This is a genomic window from Nonomuraea bangladeshensis (genome assembly GCF_039529455.1).
GTDB lineage: Bacteria > Actinomycetota > Actinomycetes > Streptosporangiales > Streptosporangiaceae > Nonomuraea > Nonomuraea bangladeshensis.
In genome coordinates this window covers 519,181-536,334 of record NZ_BAAAMV010000003.1, presented here as the reverse complement: position 1 = coordinate 536,334, position 17,154 = coordinate 519,181, and the positions used below count along the sequence as shown (strand labels likewise).

The window sequence follows — 17,154 nt, the reverse complement described above, 5'->3', positions numbered from 1 at the left end:
GGCGATGTTCCAGATCCTCCGGGGAGCGCTGCGCTTCCGCCGGCCGCCCGACTCCGGCGACCTGATGTTCCTCTGCTGGCCCGTACTGGTGTACCGGGTGGTCGCCCCCGTGCTGCGGACGCGCCATCTCAACATCATCGAGAAGGTGATCCTCGCGCTGTGCGAGGCCGGGGTGCGGCAGCCGGACGAGCTGGCTGCGAAAATCCACCAGAGCGAGGACCTCTGCAACTACGTTCTGCGCCAGCTCCGCGCGGGCGGCCGAGTCGACCGGCACGGAGCGCTGACCGCCGAGGGCCGCGAGACGCTGGCGCTCAACCGCGTCGACGAGGAGCCCGAGCTCATCGTCACCCATGTCTTCCAGGACCCGTGGACGGGACGGTTGTGGCCCCGATCGGCCCGGGACCTGGTGTTCGAGCGTGTCCACGGCCTGCAGGACGGCCAGGCCAAGTTGCGGCTCAACTCGGCGGGATCCGCCCGCCCCGCGTGTGCCCACGTCGTAACGGCCGAGGTGCCCTTGCCGAGGCCGCCCGTACCGCAGGAGATCATCGCCGCCGTGGCGGCGCACCGGCGGGCGGAGCTGGCGCACAACGCCGTGTGGCTCACCGAGCGGCCGGATGGCCGCAACCCGGCAGCGCACGCGGCCGAGGCGGACTTGCACGCCATGTCCACCGAGCTGACCTTGCCGCACGAGACCGCCGTGCAGCGCGTGGTGGACATCGGCCGGCCGATGGCCGAATACCTGCTGATGTGGGTGGATGAGGGAGACGATCCGGCTCGCGGCCCGCGGCTGCTCGACCCGTTCGGGCTGGACCCGAACCCGATGGCGCGCCGGCTCCTGGCCGGCCGGCTCACCAGTGATCCCGATCTGGCGAAGGTGATGAAAGGGGTCGCCGACTCGTCCGCTGCCAGGTTGGCGGAGGAGTACAGGGCGAAGGGGAGCCAGGTCAGACAGGCCGCCGAGACGCGGCTCGTCCAGCTGCTCGGCAGCGAGCTGCGGCGACGCCCCGAAGTGTTGAAGTTGCTGGTAGGGCTGGAGGAGGCGGCGGCCCGCGGCGGCGAGTCGGGAGTGGAGTCCGTCGCCCGCGAGGCGTTCCGGATCCACGAGTACCTGTTCAGGCAACTGCTGATCGAATATCCCGCGCCCGACGAGCCGAGCTGGATGGCGGGCACACGGCCTTCGCTGGAGGTCGTGCAGGCGAACCTGCGGATGGCCGCCGAAGACCTCGGCATCGAACGGGTGCCAGGACACTATCTCCAGGAGCGCAAGGTGCGGCCCTTGATCAGGGGCAGGCGTCCCGATCTGGACCTGGCCTTCCTGCCCAGCCTGGTTCCCTATGTGTTGGTCGCGGCAGCCGACTCCCGCAGTCCCCATCGGGCCGGCCACCCCATGCGTGCGCTGGTGCGGCGCCGTCCCGGAGTGCTCGACGACCTTAGCGTGCTGAGCGGCCTGCGGAACCGCGGCTCGCACTCCCTGCGGGACGCAACGGTCGAGGACGACATCGACTGGTGCCGCCAGCTCGCCCTCGACGCCGCTCGCCTGCTCATTTCCATGCCGCCACCACGGGAAGGATACGAAGTCCGATGACGCCGAGCCGCAGCAGGCGAGACAGCCAGCGCGCGAAGGTCAAGAAGGCGCAGGAACTGGTCGAGGCCGCCGAACAACTGGACGCCGACCGGGTGGACGATGATCCCGTTCCCGAGGTGGACGGCCAGGTGGACACCGATCGGCTGCGCCGGGCCATCGGCCTCGCGGAACGGGCCCGCAAGGCGGCCGAGCAACAGGCGGCCACGCTGAGGGGCAGACAAGCCGAACTCGACACTGCCCGCGCCGGCTTGGCGGCCGACCGTGCCGATCTCCGGCGGCGCGAGAGCGAGGTGGACAAGGCGGAAAAGGCCCTCGCCGAGCGTCGGCAGCAGCTCGTCGCTCTGGAGGAGGACGCCAAACGGGACTTCGCCGGCTACCGGCAGGCGCGTCTCGACGAACTGCGCGAGGAGCTGGCGGCCCGCAGGCACGACTTCGAGCAGCGCCAGCGCGACGCGGAGGCCGCACATGACATGCGGTACGCCGAGCGCGAAGGCGCGATGCTGCAGCGCGCCACCGAGCTGGACAAGCGCGCGGCGCTCCTGGAAGAGAAGGAGCTGGAGCAGCGGCGGTCCGATCGCCGGCTGACTGCCCGTGAGAACCACCTGGACCAGGAGGTGGACGACCGGATCAGGGATCGTCTCGCCCACCTGCAGGCGGAGTTGGAACGGACGCGCCAGCGCGGCCTCGGCTACCAGCAGCAGTACGAGGCCATGCGGGGCGTCGCCGAACGCGCTACCGCCGAACTGGCCCGGCACGAGGCGGGAGTGGCCGAACTGGGGGGCCTCACCGCCTCCGAGGCGGGCATGAAGCTGCGAGACCTCCAGACGAAGAACCGCCAGCTGCGCGAGGCCGCGGCAGCCAATCCGGTTCAGGACCGGGAGCGGGTCGCGGAGCTGGAGGCCCGTTACCACGATCTGATGCTCGACCACGAGGAGCTGGTACGGCAGAACTCCGAGCTTCGCCGCCACGCGGCCGCGTCGATGATCTCCAGCACCGAAAGGGAGAACGCCCGCATGATCAACGATGTGCTGCAGCGGCAGAACGCGGTGCTCGCCCAGGAGCTGGAGCATCAGACCCAGCAACTGGAGAAGATGCAGGCCGTCATCAGGGACACCCCGCCGTTCCCCGCCTGCTCGGCCATGGACGACAATCGCGACTACGCCGTGCAGCCGCGGCTGGAGGAGTCCCCCGTCCAGCTCCGGGACTTCGTCAAGCAGGTGCGCGCGCGTATGGCGCTTGACCTGAGCCTGTACTACTCCGAGGCCGACCTGCGGTGTTTCGTCGCCGGTCTGGCGGCGAGCAGGCTCCATCTCCTCCAGGGCATCAGCGGCATCGGCAAGACGCGCCTGCCTGAGGCGTTCGCGGCGATCACCGGGGCCGGACGGGAGACCGTGCCGGTGGCCGCCGAATGGCGCAGCCCACAGGATCTGCTGGGCTACTACAACTCCTTCGAGCGCAAGTTCTACGAGTCGGAGTTCACCCAGAGCCTGTACAAGGCTCAGCTCCCACTGTTCAGCGGCAAGCCGTTCTTCGTGGTGCTGGACGAGATGAACCTGTCGCACCCCGAGCAGTACTTCAGCGACCTGCTGTCCGCCATGGAGCGTAAGGAGAGCGACCCCGCCTCCCGGCCACTGCTGCCGCTGATGACCGCCGCCGTGTCACCCGCGCCCGCGCTGCTGCGGGACGGCCGCGCTCTGGAGCTGCCGGACAACGTGTGGTTCATCGGCACGGCAAACCACGACGAGACCACGGTCAGATTCGCCGACAAGACCTATGACCGTGCCCATGTGCTGGAACTCCCCGCCAAGCCACGGCGGTTCGAACCCGACGGGCACGGCCCGCTCACCCCGGTCTCGTTGAAGGCGCTGGTGAGCGCGTTCGACGCAGCCGAGGCCAAGCACGGCGACGAGACCGGCAAAGTCCTCGCGTTCCTCGACCAGAAGCTGGGCGACCGGCTACGCGACCAGTTCGGTGTGTCCTGGGGCAGCAGGCTCGAAAGGCAGGCCGGACGGTTCGTCCCGGTAACGGTCGCGGCCGGTGGCAAGCTCGGGGAGGCGGCAGACCACCTCTTGGCCACCAAGGTGCTGCGCAAACTCTCCGGCCGTGTCGAGATCTCCGCAGGAGACCTACGCGACCTGCGCAACGACATCACCACGCTGTGGGCTCCCGCCTTCCCCGGAACTTCGCCGGCCAAGTCCCTGCGGGTGCTGAACGCCGAGATCAGATCGCTGGGGCAGGTGTGAGGCCGGAGCTGTGGGACCGGCTCAGCGGCGCCCCTGTCCTCCTGCCTGATTCGGCCACCCTCCTGGGCCGCTACCTCATCCCCGCCGGACGGCACGTGGTCAGCGGCGTCGCCGTGGAGCCCGGAGCCTATCTGGCGGCCGGCGCTGGGCGCTGGACGTTGCGCAGCGGCGGTGAACATTGGGCGGGGGACTTCGGCGCCGCCCCCACCCCCGCTCCCATTGTCATGGAGAGCATCGCCTTCATCGCCGGCAAGGTAGCCGATCTTCAGCGGGGCACCGCCCCGCTGAGCGCGTGGACCAGTGTCCCGCCGCTGGTCAACGGGGTGGTGGACCGGCTACGCGCACATCCGCTCGAACGCCATCTGAAGGCAGGGCTGGGCCACCTGCGTGCCGTCTGCCAGCGCCCGCACGCGCGGCTGCGTACGGAGGACGTCCTGGTCCCGGTGAGCAAGGCCAGGCGCATCACCTGGCGGACCGTCGTGCACCTGGCCGCGCACAGCGAGACCTGGGCGGCCCGCAGGCTGCACGGCGTCGAACCGGCCCGGCTGCTCACCCCCGTGCAGATCGCCGACCGCGACCTGTACGAGAACCGCGTGGTCGCCACCCTGCTCGACCGGCTGTGGCGCCACGTGCTCGCGGGAATCGCCGAGATCGACCAGATCGACTCGATGGTCGGCCAGGGCAAGGACCTGATCCAGCAGGCGGAGATGCGTCCCGACTGGCGCGAGAAGCGCAGGCTCTACGCCTTCATCGCGGACCTGCTCATGGGCGACGACCTGCCGGCCCGTATCAGCCGGCGGCGGCGGGAACTGCTCGCGCTGCGCAACGCGCTGGCCCCGCTGCTGGCCTCCGAGCTACGCTCCGGTGTGCGCGGTCCGTACACGGGCCCGCCACGGCTGCGGCCGACAAACCTGTTCGACAACGACGTGAACTACCGGCACTGCCGGCGCCTATGGGATGTCGAGACGGCCTCCCGTCAGGGGGCGGACGGCTTGGCCGAGCCCGTGCACGCGTTGGCCGCCTGGTGCCGCGACTTCGCCCGCTACGCCCTGGTGCTCGTGCTTCGCGCGCTGGAGCAGCTCGGCCTTACCCCCACGGGCACGCGGGCCCCGCACGTCGGCGAACCGGGTCCCGTCTACGCCTACCGGGGACGTACGGTTCGCTTCGACTGGAACCACGACGACACCTTCACGCTGCTGCTCGACGACGAGCAGGTGCTCCGTCTGGTGCCGCTCGCGCATGCCCTGACCGGCCAGAGCGACCTCGCGGAGCTGGACGGGCATCTCACGAGCCTGATCGCTGAGTGCCGCGTCGCGGTGCTCTACCCAGGCGAGCGATCCGAACGCGAGGCGCTGCCGCTCGACCGGCGGCTAGCCGTGCACAACTCCACGATGGTGCCCGTCAGCCCGACCGATCTCGGCAGCATGGCGCGGGTGGCCCGAGCCTTGCGCGCTGCGCTCGACGAGAAGATCATGCTCGCCTACCCGGCACGGGTGACCTGCCAGATCGCCGGAGCCGGCGCCCTCGCCGGCCGCTTCCCCTGGCTCGTCTGGCGCGACGGACAGCTCCTCGTGACCTGCCCGCCCGCCGACCATGAGCTCGCCCGGCTCACCCCCGCGCTGACCGACCTGCGAATCCGTACCGACGCCGCCCGGCAGCAGGGCGACAACGCCGGTGAGCTGGACCGCCTGCGCATCGACCTGCTCGCCGCCGCGGACCAGATCACCTCACTGTCGCTGTGTCCCTTCTGCGGGCGCCGGGCCACCACGTTCGCACCGCGTGAACACGACACCTACTGGTGCCGCTGCTCGTGCTCCACCACATGGGAAATTCGGCGTTGCACCTCCTGCCGGCGCAACTATCCGGTGGTGACCGTTCCCACGCTGGCCGATCGGACGGGCGGGGACGGCGACCTGCTGGACGAGGAATTCTCCCAGGAAGTGCTGGCCGTACCCTGCTGGCAGAACGCACGCAGCTATGTCTGCCCCTTCTGCGGCCACTGCCCGGAGTCGGCCGCTTGCGACCGTTGTTCCCTGATCCCTCGGTCATAGGGGTAATCGATTTTCCCACTGCCGAGACCCGTGATCGCCAGGTCAACAAGAGCCGCGCCCTGCTGCGCCACTCTGCCGACAATCTCCTTGAGCCTCTCCAGCCGGGTGAACGCCACACCGAGCCGACGCTGTTCCTCCAGTGAAAGCCTGGGGATTTCCACCTTCCGGAGATCGGATCGCGAGGTTCCGGACTGGCTGCGTCCGGAAGCCTGGGTGCCGGCGATCCGTAGAAATCCGGCCAGGCAGGCGGTGTCGATCCGTGACGGATCCACTCGCAGGAGAAGGAGGCCACTGCCGAGGACGGCGTCTTCTTCCTGCACGATCCGGGCGACGAACGCCCTGCCGCCCATCGGCACCACCACGTCACCGGGCTCCAGCCTGACCATGTCCGCCGAAAGGGAAGTGCGACCGCTGGGGTCAAGGCCGGCGAGCACGTCGTCGACGGTGAGCACAGGCAGTTTTCCGGAATCGGCCTGCTGTCGAGGAGCTTGATACGCGACGATCGACCCTGCCCTCACCTGCTCGGCGATCGTCGTCTTGGGCAGCTCGGAATGCGTGTCTGAAAGCCCTTGAACGTCGCGCAATGCCTGCTGTAGTTCGGCCACGGTCGCGACAAGGCCCCGATATGACGAACTGAATGTCTCCTCGGCGCCGGCTGCCGGCTTCAGGGGGGTGAGATCCACCTCCTCGTCCAGCAATTCGATGAGGGCCCTCGCTCCCTGGTCACCTGTTTCGGAGGCGAATGCCTGCCAGCGGTCCAGGACGGTCGTACCGAGCTGCGTCCATGGCACGTCCGAAGCGTCGAACAGGAGCACGTGAGAGGGGACGGAGTCGCCAGGCGCCGGCTTACGCAGGATCCACAGGTGCGGCACGCCGAGCGCGTGCGGGGCCGCGCCGACAGGCAGGGACGCGACTGCTCGAAGCGCGCCGCTGCGTAGCAGCTGAGCGCGGATACGACGGCCCGACCGCCGGCCGGCGGCAGCGGCGGGCATCAGGACGGCCGCATGCCCGCCCGGCTTGAGGTGGGACAGGCAGTGCTGAACCCAGGCCAGCTCCGATTCGCCGCGGGGTGGCAGGCCGTACTGCCAGCGCACATCGCTGGCGAGTTCCTCATATCCCCAGTGCCGTTCGCCGAACGGCGGTGCGCAGATCACGGCATCGGCCAGGACTTCTGCGAAGCCGTCGGCTCGGAGGGAGTCTCCGGTCCTGATGACGGCATCGTGCCCGCGCAGGAGAAGGCGCGCGGTCGCGATCCGGGCCGCGTCCTCGTCCCGGTCCTGCCCGTGAACACGGGAGGCGCCCGCGGTGGCTGCGGAGACCAGGAGGCCGCCCAGCCCGCACGTCGGGTCGAGGACCGTGCCCCCATCGGGAACCACCAGGGCCGTCATCAGATCCGCGACCTCGGGCGGCAGGGTGACGACCCTCCGGGAATGCGCCTCCAGGTAACGGTCGTAGAGGAAGTCGAACGTCGATGCGGCGCCTCGCTCGGCGGCAAGTTCGGACACGGCGTCGAGCAACGACCGGGAGAAGGTCACCGGTAGTTCCTCCGCCTCCCCGAACAGCAGAAACGTTCCGATGCTGCCGACCACCTGTGCGAGCTGCAGGTCCTCGACTCCGGCACGAAGTTGCTGCCAGACCCGTTCGTCGAGCGGGACCTCCGCGAGTTTCCCCTGACGGCGCAGCCATTCCTCCACTTCAGCCAGGGAGAACAGGGGGCTGCTGGAGGTCCCGCCGACCGGCGCGGGGAAGTCGGCGAATCTGCGACGCCAGTTGCTGACGGCGGCGCGCCCAACCCCCGCCAGCCTTGCGATGTCGGCCGCTGCGACCGTGGCGCTGTCTTGCAAAACTTTCACTCCAAACCCAAGCCAGAAAGAGCCGCCGCGTACAGATGGACGGGGTCGGCGGACACATCCTGGTCCACCCATCCGTACAGCGGCGGCAGATCGCGTATCCATGGGCGAAGCCCCTGATACACAGTCACCGCACTGTCTGGACGCTGCTCCGGTCTCTTGGCGAGCAGTCGCCGGATCAACGCCTCCAGCTCGACGGGAACTCCCTTCATGGCAGGGGGGTCCTCCAGTCTGCTCCGCGCGATCTCCCGGAGCAGATCAACGTGCTGGAACGGCCGAGATCCCGTGCACAGTTCGTACAGCAGGCACCCAACTGTGTAGAGATCGCTGGCCCGGCTGGCGGGCTCGCCCTCCAGCAGTTCGGGTGCCATGTAGCGAGCCGATCCGGGAATCTGGCCGGGGCCGGTGATCGTGGAGAACTCCCCTGCGCCGAGTGTGGTCGCGACGCCGAAATCGATGACCTTGACCATGCCGTTCGGGCAGAGCACCAGGTTCTCCGGCTTGACATCGCGATGGAGCAGCCCGGCATCGTGTGCCGCTGCCAGCACCGCACACACCTGTGCGCCGATGAAGGCCACCCACGGGTGCGGCAGGCGCTCGTACTCGTCCTTGAGCTTGCCGACGCTGTCGCCGGGCAGCGGCTCCATCACCATGAACAGGTCTCCGTCATTGCCGAAGTCGTAGACCACAGGCACGCCCGGATGGCTCAGTCGGGCTGTGATGCGCGCTTCCCTGCTGAACCGCCGCCGCGCGTCCTCAGCCGAGACCAGATCTGCCGAGCTGATCAGCTTGATCGCCACCGCCCGATTGAGCCGCAGATCTTTGCCTTCCCAGACCTCTCCCATCCCGCCCTGCGCGACGGGAGATGTGATCTTGTACCGTTCGGCGATGGTTCTCATGGCAGGAACCGGCTCTTCCTGCCGTTCCACGAGATCACGATGCTGTCCCTGGCCCGGGTGGTGGCCACGAACAGCAGCGACCGAGCTCGTCGCATCTCACGCCGGAACCGCAGCGGATCGCTCTGTTCGAAGTCCAGGTTGCGGGGCACCAATCCTTCGGCCACTCCTGCGACGATCATTCGCTGGTACTCCAGGCCCTTGAACCGGTGCATCGTCCCGATGTGCACGGGCGCCTCGACCAGCCGAGGACCATCACTGGTGATCTGGCACGAGACGATCCCGGCTTGCCCGAGGTGCTTCTCCACCTGGGCCACCATCTCCCGTTGGGGCACCGCGACGGCGATCGAACCGCCGTCCCATTGCTCGACCTGCTTGACGATTCCGTCCAGCTCGGCGGCCCAGGTGGCATAGGCCACGAGGGAAGGCTCGGGACCGCGCAGCACCGATCGGTAGCCGGCCAGGTCGTCTCTCCCCTCATCGAGGTCGTCCCAGTCCTCATGACCCAGCAGTCGTACGGCGGCGCCGAGGATCTCGTGTGTGGTGCGATAGCTGAGCGTCAGCTTTGAGGATCGACCGCGAATGTTGATCCCCAGGCTTCCCAGGGAGACGTAGTTGCCGTAGATCCGCTGGTGGGTGTCGCCTGCGATGAACAGGTCGTTCGGACCTTCCGGAATCATCGCCCGCAGCATCTTCCAGTGTGCGACGAAGAGATCCTGGGCTTCGTCGATGACGATGTGCCGGTAGCGCGGCCGATGCCACACGCCGGACTCCCGCTGCAACCCCGCATTGGCCTCGTAGGAGGCTCTGTCCCTGGCTTTCTCCATCTCCAGCCGGGCCGCCCGTTCGGCGAACTGCTGGTTGGTCCAGACGCCTTTCGCGTCGAGTCGCATCACATAGCGCTCCGCGAGCCGCCAGATGGCCGCCCGGTCCTCCCTGCTGATGGAACGGCCACGACCGGCACGGCGGGCGCGGAAATAGTCGGCTCGGGTGGCGCATGCCTGCCCGAGGATCACCTGTGACCATTCGGCATGCAGGAAATCGGCGTCCCAGCGGGATTCGCCCTCCTCCAGCAGCAGCTCCTCCCATTCCCTCAGCGCCTTGGTGTCGTCGATCCGCGAGCGGCGCACGCCGGAGGCGGCTTGTGCGACGATCCCGCTGGCGACCTTGTCGACATTGAGGATGTCCACGTGCTGCAGGATCTCCGCACCGGCCAGGTCGATCAGGCGCTGCCGCAGATCGGCGGCGAGGTTGGTGTTGAACGTGGTGAGCAGGACCTTGCCCGAGCCGGGGCCGAGCCGATCCACCAGATGCTTGACCCGATGCAGCGCCACGATCGTCTTACCGGTGCCCGGGCCACCGCTGACGCGGGCCGGACCGCTGTAGGACCGTTCGACGACCTTGCGTTGGGCCGGGTGGAGGAAGACCCGCCAGCGGCCGAAATCTCCCTGTTCCAGGATTTCCTGCAGATCGGCGTCCTCTGTCGTCACCGTGGCGGGGCGGACCAGCGCCGCCTGGTAGTCCTCGGCGTCGATCTCCTCGGTGGCCGCGACCGGAGTGGTGATCTGGTCCAGGACCTCGTCCGGCGTCTTGCCCGCGTACAGAGCGAGCAGGACTTCCCCGGTGAGCTGAGGCGCATAGGAGGCCAGCCCCAGGAGTTCGTCCTCAGTAGTGATCTTGGCGATCAGGCCGAGCAGCGGCTCGGCCACGCCCAGCTCCCGAAGCTGTTCAGCGGAGAACTTGGCGAACAGCGGCTCCGGCCCGGTCGGCTCCTGCACGACCGTGGCCTCGATGGTGACCAGGTCGACGAACTCGATGCCGCCTGTGACCGGGTTGATCTGATAGGCGAATTTGTCGAGGTTCTCGTAGACCTCCTGGCGCGGTTTGACCGCTACCAGGATGTAGTCGTTGCCTCCCGCGTGCAGCAGCAGCGCCCGGTAGTCGAGATTGATGCGCGCTGAGAACAGCCTTGGGTGCCCTTCCAGCCGCTTGAAGCGCAGGCCCGGGTTGTTGATGTCCTGCCGGAACTTGTGCTGGAAGTCGTAGATGGCGCCCTTGACTGCCCTGGGCAGCTTGAGGATTTCCTTGTCCGCCTTGTCCAGCAGCCGAAGAGTCGCCCCACTCACGCGATGCCTCCCATAAGCTCTTCGGGCGTCCAGCCCGCCACTGTCCGTGCGTCCCATCCGGCCTCTGCGAAGGCGGCGTCACGTCTTCGAGCTTCGTCGTCGTCTCCGGCGAGCACGATCGCCACCTTGGCCGCGGGCCAGGCCAGCTCCGCCTGCCACAACTGCTCGCCCAGTTCGAAGCCCACCTGCGGAGCGGGCACTCCCAGGGCCGCCAGCTCATGCACGAAGTCGGCCAGGCCCGGCTCGTCCGGGTCCAGCAAGTCGAGCACCTCTTCCCAGCGCTCCGGGAGCTCCGGCGTGGCCTTCGCCGGCCGCGACACGCTGACCTCCGTCTCCGAGCGCAGTTCCTCATGCAACGGCATCAGGCTGAGCGCGGTCAGGAAGCCGCCGCCGCCTGCGGCGGCGAGCTGCGCAGGGTCGAACAGGTCCAGTGCGGTACGGGCGAGTTGCGCGCTGTCACCTTGGCCGGCATCCAGGAACTGCAGAAGGTTGCCCCAGTAGAGCCAATCGGCCCAGCGGCGCTTGTGGGTCTCCTTGTCGGCGACGATCACCTCGTTCCGATCGTCGATCACGGTGAACGCGCTGAAAACCCGCTGGTCGAGGATGATCGTCAGCGCTTCGCGACGACAGATCGCGATCTTTCCGGGAGCGCTCGCGGGGAGCGCCAGCCCTCGCAACGAGGCGTTGACCCGCTCGGCCACTCCCCCAGCGTCACAGACACTCTTGTCCGTCGAGACCGTCAGCGCGCCGGCGACCACCGCCTCGGCCCTGCGCAGCCACAGCTCCGGATCCGGCGAGCCGAGGTAGGCCAGCAGCGTCTCGATCGGATTGGCCCACATCGTGTGGACCAGATCGTCCGGGTCGCGACCGGTGAGCTTCTGGTAATAACCGCGGGCGCTCGCCTGGGCGTTCCCGAGGTACGGCGCGCACGACGGCTGACGCGAGGAACTCGGCGCGAACGCGTTCTCCTCCCACGCCTCCAGATTCTCCCAGGTGAGCTGAAAGACCAGCCCGCGATGCGCTCGCAGCCGGGAACGCTTATCCGCGTCGTCCGCGAGCCGGTTGATCTCGGCGGTCGCGTGGTAGGCATAGCCGTCGAGGTAGACCGAGACCTCCTGCGGCTCGGAGTCGACCAGCCGGAACACCACGTCAGGCCGGGTGCCACGGATGGTGTTCTGCAGGGTCATCCGCCAGTGCCGGATCCTGCCATCGGGTCCTTGGATCCGCAGGTCGGCGGTCTTGCGCCCATCGACCACCTCGCCTCGGGCGAGGGTGCCGGGCGTGTCGGTGCGGCGCGCCCACGATTCCAGCCCGCCGAGGAAGCGCGCCTCGAGTTCGCTCTCGACCTGGTCCCACAGCGAGATCTCGCTGGTGTCGGTGACGTCGGTGACCTGCCAGTCGTCCAGCAGCTCGGACAGCATCTCCTCGGCGTCCGCCCTGCTGACCTTGTCGTAGTCGCTGCCCGGCACATGCGAGAGCAGGCAGCGGTGGCAGGCGCGCTTGCTGCTGTCCTGCTTGCACCGGCACTCAGACACGATCTTGTGTGCCTCGGTCAGCACCTCGCGGAAGCCCTCGGGCTCGGCGAGCCTGTGCAGATAGCCCGTTCCTCCGGGCAAGGTGTCGTGCAACACAAGGAAGCGCCGACGGCGTTCGGTGTCGCGGTCGGGCATCGTGGCCGTCACGATCGACAAGTGGTCCGGATCGCCCCCGTATTTCGCGGCGACTCCGGCCATCAGGGCGGCGGCGAAGGTGACGGTTCGCTCCGTGGCCATCAGCGTGGCGATCGGGAGCAGGATGCGCAGCGCCTCAGTGTGCAGTTCGTGCGCGAGGATCACCTTGAGGTGCTCGGTGTCCTGAGCCGCCCGGCGGAAAGTGCACCACGGTCGATGGTGGCGACGGCTCTTGTCCGCCCATGAGGTGGCCAGCAGGCCGTCCGACTCGACGGAGGGAGGGCCGTCCACGGTGGTTCCGCCGCAGGCGGGGCAGACGTGGAACGGGTTGAGCCGGGCGTCCTCGCCGGCGAACTTCTTGTAGTCCTGCCGGTCGTTTCGCATCGTGCCGAGGTTGAATCGGCGGATTGCGGCCTTGCGGGTGAAGTCCACCCCGAAGACGACCTTGTGATGCCGCCACGACCCCTGCTCGATGTCGGCCGCGTCGATGTCGACCGCGACCGCTCGCTCGTAGTAGCGCTGCTGCCGGTCGTCGCTGTCATCGCCGATCTGCGCGTCGTCCCTTCGGTCGTGCGCGTAGACCCTGGTCGGCCGCAACACCTTGTGGAGCGACTCAATCTCCCCCAGGCCGGGACTGGCACACCGTGGGCAGGACGAGGTGTCCTCGACGGCCTGGCTGGTCCGCACGTAGCCACAGCTTCCGCAGACCCGCCAGTCCTCCAAGGTCGACCGTGACGGCGTGCCAATGTCGAGACCCGTGACCTTGTGTTCGTATCCGCGCATGTAGAAGGAGTTGCCCGGCGCCAGTTCGGTGAGCGCGAGCCGGGCCGGCCGCTTGTACTCGCGGACTTCGGAGTGATACTGCTTGCCGCCCGGGATCTGCTCCTCCCAGGTGATGGTCGCCTCCAGCGTGGTGGCCGAGTCGATCAGGGAGTAGTTCGGCAGCAGCCCGAGCTCGACGAGCGCGCTGTGCGCGTTCTCCCGGCCGATCTCGCCGATCATCTTGGCCACGGCCCGCCGCTCGGCCATCAGGGAGCGTTTGGCGGCCCGTTGCAGCTGATCGGCCTCGACCAGCGCCTCGATCGCCTCGTCCATGGCGGTCAGCCGTTCGCGGAGATCGGCCAGCCTCTGGTCCCACTCGTCAGCGGCCTTCCGCACGGCCTGTTCCAGACCGGACTCTGCGAAGGCGCGAAGATCTGAGGCGGCCTCAGGCGCCACGGCGTCCCCGAACAGATCGAGGAAGCCTTCAACGGCTCGCGACCCGAGCGCCGCCGGGACGAACGAGGCCAGCCAACCGGTCTCCCCGAACAGCGCGGAAGCCCGGCGTGGCAGCGCCAGCACCCCGGAGATCTTCCCGCGCGCGCAGAGGTCGACCAGGTGCGCGAAGTACTGCCGGCGCAGGATCTCCACCGCCGACAGGTAACTGCCGGGCGGCACGATCTCACCAGAGATCATCTCCGTCGGTTCGTTCAGGAAATACAGATCCCGAGGGGAGCGCCCGACCATCGTCACCATGAAGGCGTTACCCGTCCGGCGTCCCGCGCGCCCGACCCGCTGCACGTAATTGGCCGGTCCGGGTGGAAGGGAGGCGAGGATCACTGCGGACAGGTCACCGATGTCGATGCCCAGCTCCAGCGTGGGCGTGCAGGACAGGACGTTCGGGTCGTTGTATCGGGCTCCTGCCCTGAAGCGTTCTTCGACCTGCTCCCGCTGACGGCGGGTGAGCGCGCCGGTGTGCTCGGCCGTGACCACGCGGAACGGCTCGTATCCCATATAGAGGCGCCGGTAGTAGTCGTCGCGGTACTTCCTGGTCCCCCGGTCGGTCAGCTTGCCGTCGCAGCGGTAACGCGGGCACGGCTGGCCATACCACTCCGCGACCAGCTCGGGCCGGATCGTCTGCTGCCAGGCGCATTGGTCGCAGCCCAGGCCCGCGTCGTTGACGTGCTCGTCCTTCAGGGCGTGCACCATGATGTGCCCGGGTTGCAGGCCGTACACACCGGTCGCGCCATCGACGACCCTCTTGGCGACGATCCCCTCAGCGGCGAGGACCGGCAGCAGCCGCGCCAGGTATTCTCCGGCCTGGCCCTTGCCCAGCCTGAGGCACCGGGTCGCCCAGTCCTGCGGCCAGCCCTGATCCGCGTCGATGCGGTCGAACTCGGACTTGTTCTTGAACCGGTCGAGCAGGAAGGCCGGGGCGCTCAGTCCACGGGGGAACGCCGGCATGCCGTCGGGGCGCTGTCCCCAGATCGCCCGGTAACGATTGGTCCCGGCGATCCTGATCCACTCATTCAGCCAGGTGTGCTTGATCGCGCCCCGATAGCGCAGCCGATCCAAGAATCCACGGACGAACGCGAGATAGCGCCCGTCGTCCTGCAGCTCGACCAATCCGGGCAATCCAACGTGCACGTCCCGTGCCAGCTCGGCGATCTTCTGTGGATCTTCCAGCACCACCTCGCCGACCGCGGTACGGGTCAGGTCGAGGGTACGACCCTGCCTGCTGCGCAGCCCGAACTCCAGGATCGTCTGGAAAGCCAGCCGCTCACCGATCAGGTCCCACGCCTGCGGGCTGCCGCTGGTCGTCTCGGCCAGGATCGCGTCGATCTCCGGCCGGTCGTGCAGGTCCGGGGGCACGACGGCGGGCAGCACGCCGGACTCACTGGCCGCCGCTGCCAGCTCGCCGATCAGGTCGTTGAGCAGGATCGGCGCCTCGGGGTCCAGCCGGGAGCTGATCAACCGCCGCAGGGAGAAGGCGAACGACCGGTTGGCGACGAACCCGGCGCGGTGTGCCGCGTCCTGCACGGAGTCGTTGAACAGCAGCGTCTTGCGCTGCTCGGCGTCCAGCTGGCGGCCCGCGAACAGCTGCGTCACCGCCACGGACGCCAGCGACGCCAGGCCCGCACCGAGGAACCGGATGCCCTGCTCCATGTCGCAGGACGGGCAGCGGTCCTGCTTGGCCGCGTGGTTACCGTCCTGCTTGGTGCTCAGGTTCGCCAGCACGAAGACGATGTCGCCCTTGCCGTACTCGTCCCGGTCGGGGTCGTAGGGACGGACCCGGTCGCCGTCGAGGATCTGCAGGCCCTTGGCCTTCGCCTCGACCTCGCCCTTGGTGGCCTGGATCAGCGCCCGGACCCGCTTCTTCTCCGGGCCGATCGCGGACCGGTAGATCTTCTCCGGGTTGGTCACCAGTTCGGCCGGGTCCTTTTCGGGTGAGAACGCCGCCCAGCCCGAGCGTCCGCAGTGACGGCAGTAGACGGCTGGGAGCCGGCTCTTGCCCATCACGTTCAACGTCGAATCGGCCTCGGTGACCGGCTCCTCGCCGATCCACGCGAATGCCGGCGAGTGGTGGACCAGGCGCAGCAGCCGCGACACCGCCCGCACCCACATGTGCGTCTCGATCATGAGGAATGGCTGGTCCGGGCGTCCCGGCACCTTGCTGGGAATCCGCGCCTGAGAGAGCAGGGCGACGAACCTGGCCAGTGCTCTGGCCGCCTGGCCCGGGTTGGCCTGGATGGAGGCGCCCCAGCTGTAGGCGCCCTTCTTGGGCAGGCGCTCCAGCATCTCCTCAAGCGTCTTCGGCTTCCCGTCGCCGAGGAGGTCGAGCACCGCGTGGGTGAGGATGTGCTGCTTGAGGATTTCACCGAGTTCGATGTCGCTGATGATGTTCTTGCCGGTGACCTCTGCGGCGAGCTGATCCATCGCCCCCGGCTGAATCAACGGGTCGCCGCAGGCGATCAGATCCTCGGGGCCCGGGAGCGGCAGGGCGAAGTCGATGTCGCCCATGAACTCCTCGGCGGACAACCGATCCTCGGCCACCACGGCGCCCTCGGGGAACGCCGTGCCGAAGACCTGCTCGGCCACCTCGCGGATGACCTCGCCGTTGCCGCCCTCGCCCAGAGTCGCCGAGGTCGCGACCGGACAGATGTCACCGAGCGGCTTGCCCGGCCGCGCTTGCCCGGTGGCCGCGGCGAACCGCCGAAGGAGCATCGCCACGTCCGTGCCCTGCGCGCCGTCGTAGGTGTGGAACTCGTCGACGACCACGTACGCCGGCTCGGCGTCCTTCCACAGCGGCAGGTCATCGGCCCGCTGGAGGAGCAGGTCGAGCATCTTGTAGTTGGTGATCAGGATGTCCGGTGGGTTACGCCGGATCTCCGACCGCTGGGTCATCACCTTCGGGTAGCCGACCTCGGGCGTATCACCGATGTAGAGCGCGGCGGTGACCTCCTCCATCCCGCTCTGCTGGAGGTAGTCGTTGATGCGGTGCGCCTGGTCGGTGGCGAGGGCGTTCATCGGGTAGAGCAGCACGGCCTTCACCCCGTGCCTGCCCTGTGCTCTCCGCCGGCGGCAGTGGTCCAGCACCGGCACCAGGAACGACTCCGTCTTGCCCGAGCCCGTGCCCGTCGTGATCAGCGTGGGCTCGGCCTGCTTGCCGAGCGTGCTCAACCGCTCGAACGCCTCCGCCTGGTGACGGTAGGGCGTGAACCCGCTCGGCACCCATTCCACCCGGTCCCGCCACCCGTCCGCCGCTTCGCGGAACGGGGTCCTGATCCGCAGGTACGGGCCCCGGAAGATACCCTGCTCGGGGTGCTCCAGGAAGAGCTTCAGCGCCTCCTGCGTCGTCGAGTCCGACAGGGCGAACGTGGTGGTGAGGTATTGAGTGAGGCTCTCTCGCAGCTCCTCGGCGGCAAGGGTCGGCTTCACGCCGCCTCCCTTTCAACTTGTCGCACTCTCATTCG

7 protein-coding genes are annotated in these 17,154 nt (G+C 68.4%); 3 read left to right on the top strand and 4 right to left on the bottom strand.

The window, feature by feature from the left end; genetic code table 11:
• The first annotated feature begins 4 nt into the window (after window positions 1–4).
• The 3 genes from ABD292_RS10360 to ABD292_RS10350 are packed head-to-tail and all read left to right on the top strand — an operon-like array spanning window position 5 to window position 5,879.
• Window positions 5–1,585 (top strand): hypothetical protein, encoded by a 1,581-nt coding sequence (locus tag ABD292_RS10360; protein WP_344206866.1) that lies wholly within the window; start codon window positions 5–7, stop codon window positions 1,583–1,585.
• On the top strand, window positions 1,582–3,828 hold the full coding sequence (locus tag ABD292_RS10355; RefSeq protein WP_344206865.1) for an AAA family ATPase: 2,247 nt from the start codon (window positions 1,582–1,584) through the stop codon (window positions 3,826–3,828). The genes ABD292_RS10360 and ABD292_RS10355 overlap by 4 nt, the downstream gene beginning before the upstream one ends.
• The gene (locus ABD292_RS10350; protein WP_344206864.1) at window positions 3,825–5,879 is read left to right on the top strand and encodes a hypothetical protein; all 2,055 of its coding nucleotides are present in this window, start codon (window positions 3,825–3,827) and stop codon (window positions 5,877–5,879) included. Before ABD292_RS10355 ends, ABD292_RS10350 begins: the two co-directional genes overlap by 4 nt.
• On the opposite strand, the gene ABD292_RS10345 is transcribed toward ABD292_RS10350, so the two are convergent.
• From ABD292_RS10345 to ABD292_RS10330, 4 genes are read right to left on the bottom strand one after another with little or no spacing between them, the layout of a single operon-like run.
• Complete coding sequence (locus ABD292_RS10345; RefSeq protein WP_344206863.1) at window positions 5,804–7,723, bottom strand: N-6 DNA methylase; 1,920 nt, start codon at window positions 7,721–7,723, stop codon at window positions 5,804–5,806. The genes ABD292_RS10350 and ABD292_RS10345 overlap by 76 nt on opposite strands.
• A 5-nt stretch (window positions 7,724–7,728) precedes the next feature.
• Window positions 7,729–8,658, bottom strand: coding sequence for a serine/threonine-protein kinase (locus ABD292_RS10340; protein ID WP_344206862.1), 930 nt, complete (start codon window positions 8,656–8,658; stop codon window positions 7,729–7,731).
• Entirely contained in the window at window positions 8,625–10,751 is a 2,127-nt protein-coding gene (locus tag ABD292_RS10335; RefSeq protein WP_344206861.1) for a UvrD-helicase domain-containing protein, read from the bottom strand. Before ABD292_RS10335 ends, ABD292_RS10340 begins: the two co-directional genes overlap by 34 nt.
• Entirely contained in the window at window positions 10,748–17,119 is a 6,372-nt protein-coding gene (locus tag ABD292_RS10330; RefSeq protein WP_344206860.1) for a DEAD/DEAH box helicase, read from the bottom strand. The genes ABD292_RS10335 and ABD292_RS10330 overlap by 4 nt, the downstream gene beginning before the upstream one ends.
• Between the last annotated feature and the right edge of the window lie 35 nt (window positions 17,120–17,154).